This is a genomic window from Rathayibacter sp. AY1F3, from assembly GCF_002931975.1.
Lineage (GTDB): Bacteria > Actinomycetota > Actinomycetes > Actinomycetales > Microbacteriaceae > Rathayibacter.
Genome location: NZ_PSVF01000006.1, coordinates 1 through 15,933 on the forward strand (window position 1 = coordinate 1; position 15,933 = coordinate 15,933).

Sequence of the window (15,933 nt, forward strand, 5' to 3'; positions counted from 1 at the left end):
GTCAGGGATGGGCTGCGGTTCGGTGCGGACGTCGGAGGCAGCAGACGGGGCGTCCTGGGTCAGGAGAGAGTCGTGCGGAGCGCGGGCGGGCGCGGCGACGGGCGGGGCGGGGCGGCTCAGGGAGGATTCAGGAAAGAGAGGGTTGCGTCGTTACCGGGTCGTTATATAGTTCAAGTGCGTCGACCGTTTGCTGTGGCGGGAAGCGCGAGAAGTGATTGCAGGACACTCTTGGTGCAAGGGAATGAAGGCCGGCCGCTCGCCTCAGCGGCCGGCCTTCTGTCGTTCCCCCGGCCACCCTCCTCCGGCTCCCCTCCTCCCAGCACCCCGGCGTAGGCTGTACGGCGTCTGGATGTCAGGGAACCGCTTCCTGAGCGCCGAGAAGGAGGACCAGTGGGGTCGAGAGAGGCCGTCGCCGCCTGGGAGTCGCTCTTCCGCGCCCAGGTCCAGGTGATGCGCACCCTGAGCACCGAGTTCCCCTCGCGGGAGATCTCGATGAACGAGTACGACGTGCTCTTCAACCTCACCCGGCAGCCCGGTCGGCGCGCACGGCTGCGCGACCTGAACCGGCACGTCCTCCTGACGCAGCCCAGCGTCAGCAGGCTGATCGACCGGCTCGCCGCTCGCGGCTGCGTCGAGAAGAGCGAGGATCCGGCGGACGCCCGCGGCACGATCATCGCGATCACCGACGAGGGCTACGCGCTCTTCCGCCGCGTCGCGCTCACCCACATGAGGACCATCTCGGAGCAGGTCGGCGGCGTCCTCGACGAGGACGAGCTGAAGCAGCTGACCGCGCTCTGCGACAAGCTCCGCGACGGCATCGCCTCCTCCTGATCCGTCCCCGCTAGCACGGGCCGCAGCGACCGGCCAGGTCTTCGCCGCGGCGCGGGACTCGCGGATCATGGTGGTCACCATGAGTGACACCTCCCCCACCCTCGTCTGGCTCCGCGACGACCTGCGCCTGGCCGACAACCCCGCTCTGCGCGCCGCGATCGACCGTGGCGGCCCCGTCGCGGTCTGCTACGTGCTCGACGAGGAATCGGCGGGCATCCGTCCGCTCGGGGGCGCCTCCCGCTGGTGGCTGCACGGCAGCCTCGCAGCCCTCGCCGCCGACCTGCGCGAGCACGGCGCCCCGCTGATCCTGCGCCGCGGGCCGGCCGAGGCCGTCGTCCTCCAGCTCGCCGAGGAGATCGGCGCCGGAGCCGTGCACTGGAACCGCCGCTACGGGAGGGCCGAGCGCACCGTCGACGCGGCGGTGAAGGAATCGCTCCGCAACGGCGGCCTCGAGGCCGAGAGCCACCAGGGCTCGCTGATGTTCGAGCCGTGGACCGTGCAGACCGGCGCGGGCGGCCCCTACTCCGTCTACACGCCCTTCGCCCGCGCCTGCCGCGCCAAGCCGACGCCGCGCGCGCCGCTCCCCCGCCCCCGCTCGCTCGACGGCGTCACGGGAGAGATCGCCTCCGACTCCCTCGACGACTGGGAGCTGCTGCCCACGCGTCCCGACTGGGCGGGAGGGCTGCGCGAGCGCTGGGTCCCCGGCGAGAAGGCGGCGGCCGACCGGCTGCGCGCGTTCCTCGCGGAGCAGCTCGACGACTACGCCGACGGCCGCGACCGGCCGGCGGAGGACGCCACCTCGAACCTCTCCCCGCACCTGAGGTGGGGCGAGATCAGCCCCTTCCAGGTGTGGCACGCCCTGGAGGAGGCGCACGCGAAGGGCCTGCACCGCGGCGACGGCAGCGACCGGTTCCTCTCCGAGGTGCTCTGGCGCGAGTTCTGCTACCACCTGCTGTTCCACTGGCCGGATCTGGCGACCGCGAACTTCGACACCCGGTTCGACTCCTTCCCGTGGGGACGCCCCGGCCAGGAGGCGATCGACGCCTGGCACCAGGGGCGCACCGGCTACCCCCTGGTGGACGCCGGCATGCGCGAGCTCTGGAGCACCGGCTACATGCACAACCGGGTCCGGATGGTGACCGCGTCGTTCCTGATCAAGAACCTGCTGGTCGACTGGCGGGTGGGCGAGGAGTGGTTCTGGGACACCCTGGTCGACGCGGACCCGGCGAGCAACGCCGCGAACTGGCAGTGGGTCGCGGGCTCGGGAGCCGATGCGTCGCCGTTCTTCCGGGTCTTCAACCCGGTCACGCAGTCGAGGAAGTTCGACCCGGCCGGCGAGTACATCCGCCACAACGTGCCGGAGCTCGGCGGAGTCGAGGGCGCCGCCGTGCACGAGCCGTGGACGCTCGAGGACACGCTGACCGGAGGCGCGGACGGCTACCCGGCGCCCCTCGTCGACCTCAAGGAGACGCGGGCGCACGCGCTGGACGCCTTCGCGCAGATCAAGAGCGCCCCGCGCGACATCTCGCCGCGGGGCGACGACTGAGCGTCGCCGGCTAGACGCGTCCCGCCGGTCCGGTGGAGCGGCCGGACCCGGCGAGCGGGTCCTCCTCCCCGCCCTGATCGCGCAGATCGCGGGCCGGGATGCCGACGAGCACCGCCCCGTCGGGCGCGTCCTTCACCACGACGGCGTTCGCGCCCACGCTGACGTCCGATCCGAGCACGAGCGGGCCCAGGACGACCGCGCCGGCGCCGACGACCACCCGGTCGCCGAGCGTGGGGTGCCGACGCTCGCGCCGGGCCGACCTCCCGCCCAGCGTGACGGAGTGGTAGAGCATGCAGTCGTCGCCGATCCGCGCGGTCTCGCCGATGACGACGCCCATGCCGTGGTCGATGAACAGACGCCGGCCGATGGTCGCACCGGGGTGGATCTCCACTCCGGTCGCCGCGCGCGCCGCCTGGCTGAGCAGCCGGGCGGGCAGACGGAGGCCGCGCCGCCACCAGGCGTGCGCGACGCGGTGCACCCAGACCGCGTGCACTCCCGGGTAGGAGAGGACGACCTCCACCACGCTCCGGGCGGCGGGGTCGCGCTCCCGGGCGGTGCGGACGTCCTCGCGGAGCAGGGCGAGGAGCCCGGGACGCTCCGGTCCGGACGGGACGCGGCGCTCCGGCCGACCGTCGCGTCCGGAGCGGGGCGTCCCGCCTCGTCTCGAGGGGCTCAGCTGCGGAGGTCCTCGTACAGGACGGTCGAGATGTACCGCTCGCCGAAGTCGCAGACGATGGCGACGATGGTCTTCCCCGCGTTCTCGGGGCGCTTCGCGACCTCGAGCGCGGCCCACATGATCGAGCCGGAGGAGATGCCGCCGAGGATCCCCTCCTGCGCGGCCATCTCGCGAGCCACCCGCACGGAGTCGTCGAGCGTCACGTCGATGATCTCGTCGTAGACCTCGCGGTCGAGGATCGCGGGGACGAAGTTGGCGCCGATGCCCTGGATCTTGTGCGGACCGGCGGTGCCCTGGGTGAGGAGCGGGGAGTCGATCGGCTCCACTCCGATGATCTGCACGCCGGGCTTGCGCTCCTTGAGCACCTGGCCGACTCCGGTGATGGTGCCGCCGGTTCCGATGCCGGCCACGAAGACGTCGACCGCGCCGTCGGTGTCCTCCCAGACCTCCTCCGCGGTGGTGCGGCGGTGCACCTCGGGGTTGGCGGCGTTCTCGAACTGGCGGGCGAGGATCGCGCCGGGGGTCTCGTCGACGATCGCGCGGGCGCGCTCGACCGCTCCGCGCATGCCCTCGCTGCCGGGGGTGAGCACGATCTCGGCTCCGTAGGCGCGGAGGAGGACCCGGCGCTCGACGGACATCGTCTCGGGCATCGTGAGGACGACCTTGTAGCCGCGGGCGGCGCCCACCATCGCGAGCGCGATGCCGGTGTTGCCGCTCGTGCCCTCGACGATCGTCCCGCCGGGGTGCAGCTCGCCGGAGGCCTCGGCCGCGTCGATGATGGCGACGCCGATGCGGTCCTTCACGCTGTTCGCGGGGTTGTAGAACTCGAGCTTGGCGAGGACCGTCGCCTGGTCGGCGCCCTCCAGCCGGTTGATGCGGACGAGAGGGGTCCTGCCGACGAGCTGGGTCACGTCGTCGTGGATGCGTGCCATGGTGTGCGCTTTCTGCCGGGGCCGGCCGCCCGGGGCCCCGGAGCGGTGGGTGGAACGGGTGCTGCAGCGCCCCTCGGAGCGGCGCTCCCCCCACGATACGGATGCATCGACCCGAGGTCAGCACCCCGGACGCGCCCGCTCCTGCGCATCACCCGCCAGCTCCTCATCTCCACCGGGAGGAGGACGCCCCGCGGGCGCACCCGTCACGTACCATGAACCCGGGGGATCGCGCGACTGCTCGCGAGGCTTCTCGCCACCCTCCCTCACATCTCCGCGGCCCCGCGCCGCGTCGAAAGGACGACCGCTCCATGGCACTTCCCACTGCATCCCGCCGCTCCGTCCGGCCGCTCGGGATGTCGCTGCGGGCGGTCATGGGGTTCATCGGGATGAGCGCCGTGGCGGGCGTCCTGATCACCGTCGGCGTCACGCCGGCTCTCGCGCTGACGGGCCTGGCGACGAGCAACACGATCGGCATGTTCCAGAACCTGCCGGGCTACCTCGACGTGGGCCAGCTGATGCAGCGCACCAACGTCTACGCGAGCGACGGGACGACCCTCCTCGCCTCCGTCTACGACCAGAACCGCGTGGAGGTCGGCTGGGACGACGTCGCGCAGTCCGCGAAGGACGCCGCCGTCGCCGGCGAGGACCCGCGCTTCTACGAGCACGGCGGCATCGACCTCCAGGGCACGCTCCGGGCCATCGCCGTCACGCTGACGGGCGACGACCTGCAGGGCGGGTCGTCGATCACGCAGCAGTACGTCAAGAACGTCCTGGTGCAGAAGGCGGAGTCGATCACCGACGAGGCCGCGCGCGACAAGGCCTACCAGGAGGCGACGGACCCGACCCCCGAGCGCAAGCTCAAGGAGATGCGCCTCGCGATCGGACTCGAGAAGGAGGCGTCGAAGGACGACATCCTGCTCGGCTACCTCAACATCGCCCTCTTCGGGGGCACCGTCTACGGCATCGAGGCCGCGGCGAACTACTACTACGGCATCCCCGCGAGCCAGCTCTCGACCTCGCAGGCGGCCGCGCTGCTGGCGATCGTGAACAACCCGGCGAAGTTCCGCTTCGACAACCCGGGCGACGAGGCGAACGGCGCCGCCAACGGCTACGCCGCCACCAAGGAGCGCCGCGACTACATCCTCTCGGAGGAGCTCAAGCACGGCCGGATCGACCAGGCCGCGCACGACGCCGCCGTCGCCGAGCCGATCACCCCGAACATCACGGAGCCCTCGACCGGCTGCACCACCGCCGGCAACGCCGCGTACTTCTGCGACTACGTGCTGAACGTCCTCCGCAACGACTCCGTCTTCGGGGCGACCGACGACGAGCGCTACCAGCGCATCCGCCAGGGGGGCTTCGACGTCGTGACGACCCTCGACCTCGACATCCAGCAGGTCTCGCAGGCGGCGCTCAACGCCTACATCCCCTCCGTCGACCCGCGCTTCCAGGTCGGCGCGACGGCCGCCTCCGTCGAGGCGAAGACGGGCCGCGTGCTCTCCATGGTGCAGAACACGCAGTACAGCCAGGACGAGCAGTTCCTCGCCGCGAACCCCGGCTACAGCGCGATCAACCTCAACGTCGACCTCAGCATGGGCGGCGGCTCCGGCGTGCAGACCGGATCGACCTACAAGGTGTTCACGCTGGCGCAGTGGCTGAAGGCGGGGCACACCGTCAACGAGTCGTTCGCCTCCCCCACCTCCGGCTTCAGCTCCTACCCCCAGAAGTGCAACGTCGAGGGCGACGGCGGCTACTACGGCAGGTTCTCGCCTCGCAACGACGACCCGTCGGAGGACGCGAGCTCGATGAGCGCGCTCGGCGCGACCACGAACTCGATCAACACCGGCTTCATGGGAATGGCGCAGCAGCTCGACCTCTGCGACATCCGCACCACCGCCGAGTCGTTCGGGATGCACCGCGCCGACGGCCGCGAGCTCGCCAACGGGCCGGCCTCGGTCCTCGGGACGAACGAGATCGCGCCGCTGACGGTGGCCAACGCCTACGCGGGGATCGCGAACGACGGCACGACCTGCTCGGCGATCGTCATCGACCGGATCACCGACAGCGAGGGCAACGCCGTCGCCGCCCCGGCATCGGCGTGCACGCCCTCCGTGTCGCCCGAGGTCGCCCGAGGGATGCAGTACGCGATGCAGCGGGTGATGACCTCCGGAACGGCCTACGCCTCGAACCCCTTCGACGGGATCGAGCACATCGGCAAGACGGGCACCACCGACGAGGCCGCCGACGTGTGGACGGCGGGCGCCAGCAAGGCCGCCTCCCTGGCGGTCTGGGTCGGCAGCATCAACGGCTTCGCCGACAACACCAAGCAGAACCTGCGCTTCATCAGCCTGACGGGCGAGAAGGGCACCATCCGCGCCTCCAACGCCCGGCACGCCATCTGGAAGCCGATCATGACGGCGCTCGACGAGAAGTACGGCGGCGACGACTTCACGGCACCGCCGGCCTCGATGCTCGCGTACTCGCCGCGATCGGCGGCGAACTCCGAGGTCCCCGACGTCACGGGCGAGACGGTCGAGAGCGCCACGGCGATCCTCACCGCCGCCGGTTTCGTCGTCGGGATGCACGAGTCGGTCGACTCCGCGACGATCCCTGAGGGCTCCGTCGTGTCGACGACGCCGAGCGCGGAGGAGACGGCGGTCGCCGGCGGGGTGATCCCCCTCCAGGTGAGCACGGGCAAGGCTCCGGCCAATCCGAACGACATCTCGGACCTGAACGGCGACCTGATCGAGTAGAGACGTCGCCCGTCCCGTGAAGGGGCCGATCCCTCCGGGGGTCGGCCCCCTCTGCTGTCGTGGCGCCGAGCCTGCGCGGGCGCCGTCGCGCCGACTCCGGGCGGACGGGCGTCCGGCGCGGCCGTGGCGCGCCTCGTCGGGGATGTCGCAGGCCTCGCCTAGGGTGCTGGTGCAGCGAGAGGATCCATCCTGAAGCGACCGAACGTCCCCGTCTTCCAGCCCCGTCGAACCGTCCACGGGGCTCTCGGCGCGCTGTTCGGATTCGTGATCGTCAGCGTCCTGGCGGGTCTGCTCGCCTCGCTCGTGGTCGCCCCCGCCGCCGCGCTCACCGGCGCGGCGACCTCCGGCACCATCTCGGCGTTCCAGTCCCTCCCGAGCTACCTCGAGGTCGGGCGCCTGATGCAGAAGAGCGACGTCTACGCGGGCGACCCGGACGATCCGACGCTGCTGGCCTCCTTCTACGACCAGAACCGGATCGAGGTCCCGGCCGACCGGATCGCCGACTCCGTGAAGGACGCGCTCGTCGCGAGCGAGGACCCGCGCTTCTACGACCACGGCGGGATCGACCTGCAGGGCACCCTCCGCGCCATCGCCAGCACCTACCTCCTCGACGGCGACACCCAGGGCGGCTCGTCGATCACGCAGCAGTACGTGAAGAACGTGCTGGTGCAGAAGGCCGAATCGATCCCGGACGAGGCGGACCGCGACCGCGCGTACGCGGAGGCGACGGCGACCACGGCCGAGCGCAAGCTCAAGGAGATGCGGCTCGCGATCGGGCTCGAGAAGGTGTCCTCGAAGGACGACATCCTCCTCGGCTACCTCAACATCGCCCTGTTCGGAGGCACCGTCTACGGCATCGAGGCCGCGGCGGAGTACTACTACGGCATCCCGGCGGCCGACCTCTCCCTCGCGCAGTCCGCCTCGCTCCTGGCGATCGTGAACAACCCCGAGAAGTTCCGCTTCGACCGGCCGGACGACACGGCCAACGGCGAAGCGACCGGCTACGCGCAGACCCGGGAGCGGCGCGACTACATCCTCGACCGGATGCTCGAGACGGGGAGCATCGACCCGGCTGCGCACGACGCCGCGGCCGCCGAGGCGATCACCCCCGACATCACCCCGCCGTCCACCGGATGCCAGACGGCCGGCAGCGCGGCCTACTTCTGCGACTACGTGACCCACGTCCTCCGAGACGACCCGGCGCTCGGAGCGACCGACGACGAGCGCTACGCGGCGATCAAGCAGGGCGGGATCAAGGTCTACACGACGATCGATCTCGATCTGCAGAGGACCGCGCAGGAGCTGATGGACGAGCAGGTCCCCTCCTCCGATCCGCGCTTCGACGTCGGGGCGACGGCGGTCGCCGTCCAGAACGGCACCGGGCGCATCCTCACGATGGTGCAGAACAAGCGCTACAGCCAGGACCCGGACGTGATCGCGAGCGGGCCGGAGTTCTCGGCGATCAACCTCAACGTCGACGCGTCCGCGGGCGGCGGCAACGGCTTCCAGACCGGCTCCGCCTACAAGGTGTTCACGCTCGCCGAGTGGCTCGACCGCGGGCACACCCTGCTCGAGCAGTTCGACTCGAAGCAGAAGAACTGGACCGGCTTCGCCGACAGCTGCGAGGGCACCTGGGACTACGACTCCTACAACCCCAAGAACGCCGGCGACGGCGGCTACACCGACACCCAGACGGCGCTGTACTCGACGATCTACTCGCTGAACACGGGCTTCACCGGGATGTCGCACCTGCTCGACCAGTGCGAGATCCGCAAGCAGGCCGAGGCCTTCGGAGTGCACCGCGCGGACGGGACCGCGCTCGTGCAGTCGCCGGGAGCGGTCCTCGGCACCAACGAGATCGCACCGCTCACCATGGCGACCGCCTATTCCGGCATCGCCGCGAACGGCACGACCTGCACCCCCGTCGCGATCACGGCGATCGTCGGAGCGGACGGCCGCGAGATCGAGCCGGTGGAGACGACCTGCAGCCGGGCGGTGTCGTCGAGGGTCGCCTCGGCGATGCAGTACACGATGCTCAAGGTGACCGCCGAGGGCACGGGTGTCGAGGACGATCCGAAGAACGGCATCCAGCACATCACCAAGACGGGCACCACCGACAACTCCGCCGACACCTGGGCCATCGGCGCCTCGACCGAGACCTCCCTCGCGGTCTGGGTCGGCAGCATCTCGGCACGCGCGGACGGCTCGAGGGTGAACCTCGACTCGATCGACTTCGACAGCGGCTGGGCGCCCTCGGCACGCCACCGGATCTGGAAGCCGTTGATGACGGCGATCGACTCCCGCTACGGCGGCTCCGACTTCCCGCAGGCCGACCAGTCGCTCATCGCGGCGCCGCAGGTCACCGTGCCGGACCTGTCGGGCCGGACCAGCGACTCCGCCGCACAGGCGCTGACCGCAGCAGGGCTCACTCCCGGAGCGACGTCGCAGGTCGACTCGACGCAGCCGATGAACACCGTGGCCGGCACCGGTCCGGCCGCGGGCACCCGCGTGGACAAGGGATCGGTGGTGGGCGTGCAGCTGAGCACGGGGAAGGCGCCGCCCGCTCCTGCTCCGGGCGGCTGACACCGCTGGACCGGGATGTCGCCGGTCGGCGAGGATCTGCGACGGGAACGGGTCCGGGGGGGAACGGGTCAGGGAAGCCGGCTCAGGGCTCGACGGCTCCGGCGGGGAGCAGTCCGAACTCGACGAGCTCGTCGTCGGTGAGCAGTCGGCTGCGGATCATGAAGCGCTTGCCCTCGGGGGCTTCGACGCTGAATCCGCTGCCCCGCCCGTCGACGAGGTCGACGGTGAGGTGGGTGTGCTTCCAGTACTCGAACTGGGAGCGGGACATCCAGAAGTCGATCGGGTCCAGGCCGTCGAGCCGGAGCGATTCGACGAGCACGTCCGAGGCGCCGGTGCGGAACATCCCGGCGGGGAAGCACATCGGGGAGCTGCCGTCGCAGCATCCGCCCGACTGGTGGAACATGAGCGGCCCGTGCAGCGCCGTCATCCGGCGGAGCATGCCGGCCGCCTCCGCAGTGACGTCGACCCTCGTGGAGGTCATGAGTGGTGCTCCTTCGCTCGTGGTGCGGAATGTCTGTGTGCGCCCGACCGCTGACGCCGGACACTCCTCCGGGCGGCGTCTCGATACGCCGCTGCGCGGACTACTCGATCAGCACGAGCGGGCGGCCCGTCGCCAGGTGCCTCGCCCGAAGGGCCGAGCACCGTTCTCCCGCGCGCCGCCAGATGCCTCGCCCGAAAGGGCCGAGCACCGTTCTCCCGCGCGTCGTCAGGTGCCTCGCCCGCAGGGCCGAGCACCGTCCTTCCGCGCGCCGTCAGGTGCCTCGCCCGAAGGGCCGAGCACCGAACGGCGGATCCGCGTGCCAGCGGATCCGTCTCGGTGCGGACGCTCCCCGCTCCTCCCCACCCGGCCACCTCGGCGAGCCGACCGCGGCACGGGCGACGAGGAACGAGGAGCCCGTGCACACCAGCACCGAACGGCGGATCCGCGTGCCAGCGGATCCGTCTCGGTGCGGACGCTCCCCGCTCCTCCCCACCCGGCCACATCGGCGAGCCGACCGCGGCACGGGCGACGAGGAACGAGGAGTCCGTGCCAACCAGCTCAGAAGAAGCCCATCGGTCCTTCCGCGTAGGAGACGAGGAGGTTCTTCGTCTGCTGGTAGTGGTCGAGCATCACCTTGTGGTTCTCGCGTCCGATGCCCGACTGCTTGTAGCCGCCGAACGCCGCGTGCGCAGGGTACTGGTGGTAGGTGTTCGACCAGACGCGGCCTGCTTCGATGGCCCGGCCTGCGCGGTAGAGCTGAGCGCCGTTGCGGCTCCACACTCCGGCGCCGAGGCCGTAGAGGGTGTCGTTGGCGATGCCGATCGCGTCGTCGAAGTCGTCGAAGGAGGTGAGGGCGAGGACGGGGCCGAAGATCTCCTCCTGGAAGATGCGCATCGAGTTGCGGCCCTCGAACACGGTCGGGTTGACGTAGTACCCGCCGCTGAGCTCGCCGCCGAGGTCGGCGCGGTCGCCGCCGATGAGCAGCTTCGCTCCCTCCTGCTTGCCGATGTCCATGTAGGAGAGGATCTTCTCGAGCTGGTCGTTCGAGGCCTGGGCGCCGATCATCGTCGCGGTGTCGAGCGGGTTGCCCTGCTTGATCCGCTTGACCCGCTCGAGGCCGTCTCCGACGAAGTCGTCGTAGATCGAGCGCTGCACGAGCGCCCGCGACGGGCAGGTGCAGACCTCGCCCTGGTTGAGGGCGAAGAACGAGAAGCCCTCGAGCGCCTTGTCGTAGAAGGAGTCGCGTTCCGCGGCGACGTCGGCGAAGAACACGTTGGGGCTCTTGCCGCCCAGCTCCAGCGTCACCGGGATGAGGTTCTCGCTGGCGTACTGCATGATCAGGCGGCCGGTGGTCGTCTCGCCGGTGAAGGCGATCTTGCGGATGCGCGGGTGGGAGGCGAGCGGGGCGCCCGCTTCGAACCCGAATCCGTTGACGACGTTGAGCACGCCGGCGGGGATGAGGTCGCCGATCAGGTCGAGCAGCACGTGGATGGACGCCGGCGTCTGCTCGGCCGGCTTCAGCACCACGCAGTTGCCCGCGGCGAGCGCCGGCGCGAGCTTCCACACGGCCATCAGGATCGGGAAGTTCCAGGGGATGATCTGCCCGACCACGCCCAGCGGCTCGTGGAAGTGGTATGCGATCGTGTCGTGGTCGATCTCGGAGACGCCTCCCTCCTGCGCGCGGATCGCTCCGGCGAAGTAGCGGAAGTGGTCGATCGCGAGGGGGATGTCGGCGGCGAGGGTCTCGCGCACGGGCTTGCCGTTCTCCCACGTCTCGGCGACGGCGAGCAGCTCGAGGTTCGCCTCCATGCGGTCGGCGATCTTCAGGAGCATGTTCGAGCGCTCGGCGGGGCTGGTCTTCCCCCAGCTCGCGAACGCCTTCCAGCCCGCCTCGACGGCGCGGTCGACGTCGGCGGCGGTGCCGCGGGCGATCTCGCAGAAGGGCTTCCCGGTGATCGGGGTGATGTTCTCGAAGTACTGGCCGCTCGCGGGGGCGACGTGCTCGCCTCCGATGTAGTGGTCGTAGCGCGAGCGGAAGGAGGCGACGGATCCCTCCGTGCCTGGATTCGCGTAGACCGTGGAACCCGGCTCCTGCGGTGCCTGCTCGGCGACCTGGTCGGCGTACAGCGTCATGTGGACCTCCATCGACGTCGTTGTCGTGGGCGCGGGGTGGGCGCCCGGTCCTGACGCTACGTCGCGGGGGGTTGCACGACGTTGCACGGGTCGACGCACCGGCGGGAGCGGCGAGGACGGAGACCGGACCGGCCGGGCGGAGACGCGGCCGCCCGAGGAGGAGGGCCCCGCGGCCCGGACCTCAGACGCTCGCGAGCAGGCGCTGGGCGATCCGGCTCATGTAGACGCCGTAGGTCACCGTTGCCGCTGCGGCCCCCGCGCCGACCCAGGACCACACCTGCGGCCAGGCGGAGCCGTCGACGAGAACCACGACGACTCCGATCGCTCCGACCAGCGTCGTCCAGGTGGCGAGCCAGAGGTCGAGGGTCCGGCCGAAGATCCTCGCCATCGGGTAGAAGTGCAGGCCCACGATCACGGCGATGGCCGGCACGAGGAACCGCTCGAGCCCGGTGCCGGTGAGGACTCCCACCGCGACACCGATCAGCACGCCCTCCGCGGCGAAGACCGCCCCGAAGAGCACGCCGTTCGGCTTCGCCGCGCGGTCGGCGTCGGTGAGCTCCACCGCCATCCTCCGCCGGGCGACGAGGAGGCGGACGGCCTGCACGGCGAAGACCACGGCCGCGAGCGCGCAGACGGTCACGGCGGTCGTCGCCGCCGGTGCCGGCCAGCCGACCGTGGTGTCGCTCGCCCACCACATCGTGAAGACCGCCATCAGGAGCAGACCCCCCGCGACTCCGCTCGCGAGGGCCCGGGGAGGTGGTGCGAGGGTGCTCATGCGTCGAGGCTAGCGAGACGGCTCCGCGGCTGGACGCTCCGGCGGGAGTCCCGGGAGCGACCGGAACGGCTCAGCGCTGCTCCGCCTCGATCGTCTCGAGGTGCGCGGCGACACCGGCACGCCGCGGCGAGCGGGGCGGGAGGACGCGCAGGAGCTCCCGCCACACCTCCGCGTCGTCGCGGCCGTCCGGGCCCTCCGCCCAGGCGAGGAGGGTCGCGGGCGCCGCATCGGCGAGGACGCTCGCCCGCACCCGCAGGCGCAGCTCGCCGGCGATCGCCCGGATCCCCGGCGCCTCGGACGAGGGCAGCGGCGCGCCCCGGTAGGCGTCCAGGGCGAGGCGGTGGGAGCCGCGGTCGAGCAGGCCCAGCACCTGGCGGGCGTCGAGGTCGACCGGGCTCGCCAGGCGGTAGGGGCGCGAGAGGGGCACCAGGCGCGGGAGGGTCGGCTCGAGCGCGCGGCGCAGCCGCACCATCTCGGCGCGGACGGTGACCACCGCGTCATCCCGGCCGTGGAGCAGGAGGGCGAGCTGCTCGGCCGAGAGCCCGGCCCGGTGCCAGGCGAGCAGGGTCAGGATCTCGGCGTGCCGGGTGCTCAGCTCGAGCGTCGCTCCGGCGGCCGTCACCAGGCCCGTCTCGCGCCCGAGGACCCGCAGGCTCGGCGCCCGGGCCGCCGCCGTGCTCCGTGCAGCGGGCCGCCGCGGGCGGAGGAGCCGCTGCACCATCAGCTCGCTCTCGACGGCGGCGGCGGTCGCCTCCATCAGCGGGAGGGTCTGCGGGGCGACGACGTCGGCGCCGCCGGTGATGTCGATAACTCCGAGGATCTCGTGCGTCTCGGGGTCGTGCACGGGGACGGCGGTGCAGCTCCACGGGTGCACGAGCGAGGCGAAGTGCTCGGCGCCGTGGATCTGCACGCCGTGATCGAGCACGAGGGCCGTCCCCGGCGCGGACGTCCCGACGTCGGGCTCGGCCCACGCCGCGCCCTCGACGAACGACATCCCCTCGGCGAGGCTCTTGAGGTGCTGGTCCCCGTCGATCCAGAGCAGCCGCCCGAGCGCGTCGCCCACCGCGACGAGCACGCCGCTGTCCTCGTCGGCGTCGCGCACCAGCAGGCGGCGGATGACAGGGAGGACCGAGGCGAGCGGATGCCCGGTGCGGTACTCGCGGAGGTCGTCTCCCGAGAACGAGAGCGGTGCCGTCAGCCGGTCCGGATCGAGGCGCCGCCGCCGTGCGCGCTCCCACGACTCCTCGACCAGCGCGCGCCGCCGACCGCTGCCAGGGCGGGCCAGCCACGGGTTGGTCATGCGCTCCGCCTCGTCGTCGGGTCGGTGGGAGTCGACGCTACTCCGCGGAGCGCGGCGGCGCCTCTGTCCGCGCACCGGAACGGCGGCGCCCCCGCACCGCCAGCAGCAGCACCGCCGCCACCAGCACCGCGACGCCCAGGACGGCTCCCGTGGTCAGCCGCTCGCCCAGCACCGCCACGCCGAGGAGGGTCGCGGTCGCCGGCTCCAGGAGGGTGAGCGTCGAGACGGTCGCCGCGGGAAGTACTCGCAGGCCGCGCGCGAAGAAGGTGTAGGCCACGGCGACCGTCGCCACTCCGAGCCAGAGGACGGCCGGGATCGAGCCGGAGAGCCGCGACGGATCGCCCAGCAGCAGGAACGGGAGCGCCAGCAGCGCCGCGGCCCCGAACTGGGCTCCCATGGCGGCGACGGGGCTGAGCCCGCGCTCGAGCAGCAGCTTGCCGCAGACGGCGTAGAGCGCGTAGGAGGCGCCGGCGCCGGCCGACGCGGCGAGGCCCGGGAGTGTCACGCCGCCGGATCCGCCTCCGCTGAGGAGTACCACGCCGACCGCGGCGAGCGCGGTCGAGGCGAACCAGCGCGGGCTCGGCGTCGTCCGCAGGACGAGCCACTCCAGCAGGCCGGTGAAGGCGGGAGCGGAGCCGAGGGCGACGATCGTTCCGACCGCGACGCCGTTCTGCGCGGTGCCGGTGAAGAAGGCGGGCTGGTACGCGGCGACGCCGACCGCTCCGAGCACGACGAGCAGCACGACGGCGCGGGTCGGGCGGGAGCGGCTCCGCCGGCGCAGAGCCTCCACGCCGAGGAGAGCGGCCAGCAGGGCGCCGCCGAGGACGATGCGCGCCGCCCCGAGGAGGAGCGGATCCACGCCCGCCGCTCCGAGGGCCTGGGCGGTCCCCGTCGTGCCGAAGCAGACGGCGGCGAGGAGGACGGCGCCGATCGCCGAGGTCCGGGCCCCGCTCATCCCGCCCCGCTCCCCCGGCCGCCTGACGACCGGCTCCCAGTGTCCCAGGGATGGGCGCGTGCTCTTCCGCCTCTTGCACCGGGGGCCCAGGATGGAGGGACCGGACTAGCGGAGGAGCACGACGTGGGCATCGCGGAACCGTTCGACCTCGAGGACCACCACCGCAGCGCGCACGGCGCCCTGCGCGAGCACTTCTCGGTGCGCGAGTTCGAGGAGGTGCCGCTGGACCGCGAGGCCATCGTCGCCACCGCGTACCTGCGGGCCATCGAGCACGCCACCGTGGCCCGGGTGCTCCCCCTCGCGCGCGCCCACCCCGACGAGCAGGTCCGCGCGTTCGCGTCCGTCTGGGCCGCCGAGCGGCACCGGATCGCCGACGCCCTGGGCGACGTGCTCGCGGCCTCGCCGCAGATCCGCGGCATCGACGTCCGCCCGCCGGAGCCGACGGTGAGGTCGCGCCCGCTCCTCGACCGTGCCGCGGCCTCCCTCGCCGGCCCCGTCGCGCTGGCTCTCGCGGTGGACGCCCGGGTCGCGGTGCACGGCTACCGCCGGCTCGCCCGGCTCTCGCTGCACCCCGAGATGGAGCGCCTCGCCGAGACGGTCACGGGCATCCTCGAGCGGCAGGCCGACTTCTTCACGGTGCACGCGGCGGGACGCCTCGGACGCCCGCTGCCGCGCCGGGTGCAGGCGGCCGGCCTGCTCGCCGTGCTGCGCCTCCCGATCGGCGAGGCCGACCTGCCGGAGGCTCTCGCCCGCGAGGGTCGGGAGCTCGTCTTCGGCCGGGACGACGGCGGACTCGACGGGATCGACGCGGGCGTCGTCGCGGCGTTCGCGCTGCCCTGCACGGCGGCCCGGCGGCTCGTGCACCCGTACCGGCCGGTGTCGATCCGTGCCGCGCACCGCCTCGGACGACTCGCCGCCGACACCCGCGCCGCCGTCACGACCCTGCTGGAGCAGGTGCGCGAGTAGCG

12 protein-coding genes are annotated in these 15,933 nt (G+C 72.2%); 5 read left to right on the plus strand and 7 right to left on the minus strand.

Annotated elements, in window-relative coordinates; all coding sequences use genetic code 11:
- Positions 1–450: 450 nt before the first annotated feature.
- Complete coding sequence (locus C5C39_RS05415; RefSeq protein ID WP_104247054.1) at positions 451–831, plus strand: MarR family winged helix-turn-helix transcriptional regulator; 381 nt, start codon at positions 451–453, stop codon at positions 829–831.
- 79 nt (positions 832–910) lie between these two features.
- Positions 911–2,377, plus strand: coding sequence for a deoxyribodipyrimidine photo-lyase (locus tag C5C39_RS05420; RefSeq protein WP_104352892.1), 1,467 nt, complete (start codon positions 911–913; stop codon positions 2,375–2,377).
- 10 nt (positions 2,378–2,387) lie between these two features.
- Here C5C39_RS05420 and epsC read toward each other — a convergent pair whose 3' ends face one another.
- The gene (gene epsC, locus C5C39_RS05425; RefSeq protein WP_104352891.1) at positions 2,388–2,954 is read right to left on the minus strand and encodes a serine O-acetyltransferase EpsC; all 567 of its coding nucleotides are present in this window, start codon (positions 2,952–2,954) and stop codon (positions 2,388–2,390) included.
- Between the two features lie 95 nt (positions 2,955–3,049).
- Complete coding sequence (gene cysK, locus C5C39_RS05430) at positions 3,050–3,985, minus strand: cysteine synthase A (protein ID WP_104224197.1); 936 nt, start codon at positions 3,983–3,985, stop codon at positions 3,050–3,052.
- Between the two features lie 308 nt (positions 3,986–4,293).
- Between cysK and C5C39_RS05435 the strand changes: the two genes are divergently transcribed.
- Positions 4,294–6,738, plus strand: coding sequence for a penicillin-binding protein (locus C5C39_RS05435; protein ID WP_181028729.1), 2,445 nt, complete (start codon positions 4,294–4,296; stop codon positions 6,736–6,738).
- 264 nt (positions 6,739–7,002) lie between these two features.
- Complete coding sequence (locus C5C39_RS05440) at positions 7,003–9,321, plus strand: transglycosylase domain-containing protein (RefSeq protein ID WP_104352846.1); 2,319 nt, start codon at positions 7,003–7,005, stop codon at positions 9,319–9,321.
- A gap of 82 nt (positions 9,322–9,403) precedes the next feature.
- On the opposite strand, the gene C5C39_RS05445 is transcribed toward C5C39_RS05440, so the two are convergent.
- The 5 genes from C5C39_RS05445 to C5C39_RS05465 all read right to left on the minus strand — a co-directional run bounded on the left by C5C39_RS05445 (position 9,404) and on the right by C5C39_RS05465 (position 14,965).
- Positions 9,404–9,802, minus strand: coding sequence for a DUF779 domain-containing protein (locus tag C5C39_RS05445; protein ID WP_104249764.1), 399 nt, complete (start codon positions 9,800–9,802; stop codon positions 9,404–9,406).
- Positions 9,803–10,360: 558 nt separating this feature from the next.
- Positions 10,361–11,935 carry an aldehyde dehydrogenase family protein gene (locus tag C5C39_RS05450; protein WP_104226069.1) on the minus strand — a complete coding sequence of 525 codons (1,575 nt, stop codon included), beginning with the start codon at positions 11,933–11,935 and terminating at the stop codon, positions 10,361–10,363.
- A 181-nt stretch (positions 11,936–12,116) separates the two neighbouring features.
- Positions 12,117–12,710, minus strand: a complete 594-nt coding sequence (locus tag C5C39_RS05455; protein WP_104352847.1) for a hypothetical protein — start codon at positions 12,708–12,710, stop codon at positions 12,117–12,119.
- A 70-nt stretch (positions 12,711–12,780) separates the two neighbouring features.
- The gene (locus tag C5C39_RS05460; protein ID WP_104224191.1) at positions 12,781–14,010 is read right to left on the minus strand and encodes a GAF domain-containing protein; all 1,230 of its coding nucleotides are present in this window, start codon (positions 14,008–14,010) and stop codon (positions 12,781–12,783) included.
- Between the two features lie 37 nt (positions 14,011–14,047).
- Positions 14,048–14,965 (minus strand): DMT family transporter, encoded by a 918-nt coding sequence (locus tag C5C39_RS05465; protein ID WP_104352848.1) that lies wholly within the window; start codon positions 14,963–14,965, stop codon positions 14,048–14,050.
- A 123-nt stretch (positions 14,966–15,088) separates the two neighbouring features.
- Between C5C39_RS05465 and C5C39_RS05470 the strand changes: the two genes are divergently transcribed.
- Positions 15,089–15,931, plus strand: coding sequence for a hypothetical protein (locus tag C5C39_RS05470; RefSeq protein WP_104249760.1), 843 nt, complete (start codon positions 15,089–15,091; stop codon positions 15,929–15,931).
- Positions 15,932–15,933: the final 2 nt, after the last annotated feature.

Coding starts and splice junctions, on each gene's coding strand:
- C5C39_RS05415 (WP_104247054.1), top strand. CDS start 451: ATGCGCACCCTGAGCACCGAGTTCCCCTCGCGGGAGATCTCGATGAAC.
- C5C39_RS05420 (WP_104352892.1), top strand. CDS start 911: ATGAGTGACACCTCCCCCACCCTCGTCTGGCTCCGCGACGACCTGCGC.
- cysK (WP_104224197.1), bottom strand. CDS start 3,985: ATGGCACGCATCCACGACGACGTGACCCAGCTCGTCGGCAGGACCCCT.
- C5C39_RS05435 (WP_181028729.1), top strand. CDS start 4,294: ATGGCACTTCCCACTGCATCCCGCCGCTCCGTCCGGCCGCTCGGGATG.
- C5C39_RS05445 (WP_104249764.1), bottom strand. CDS start 9,802: ATGACCTCCACGAGGGTCGACGTCACTGCGGAGGCGGCCGGCATGCTC.
- C5C39_RS05450 (WP_104226069.1), bottom strand. CDS start 11,935: ATGACGCTGTACGCCGACCAGGTCGCCGAGCAGGCACCGCAGGAGCCG.
- C5C39_RS05455 (WP_104352847.1), bottom strand. CDS start 12,710: ATGAGCACCCTCGCACCACCTCCCCGGGCCCTCGCGAGCGGAGTCGCG.
- C5C39_RS05460 (WP_104224191.1), bottom strand. CDS start 14,010: ATGACCAACCCGTGGCTGGCCCGCCCTGGCAGCGGTCGGCGGCGCGCG.
- C5C39_RS05465 (WP_104352848.1), bottom strand. CDS start 14,965: ATGAGCGGGGCCCGGACCTCGGCGATCGGCGCCGTCCTCCTCGCCGCC.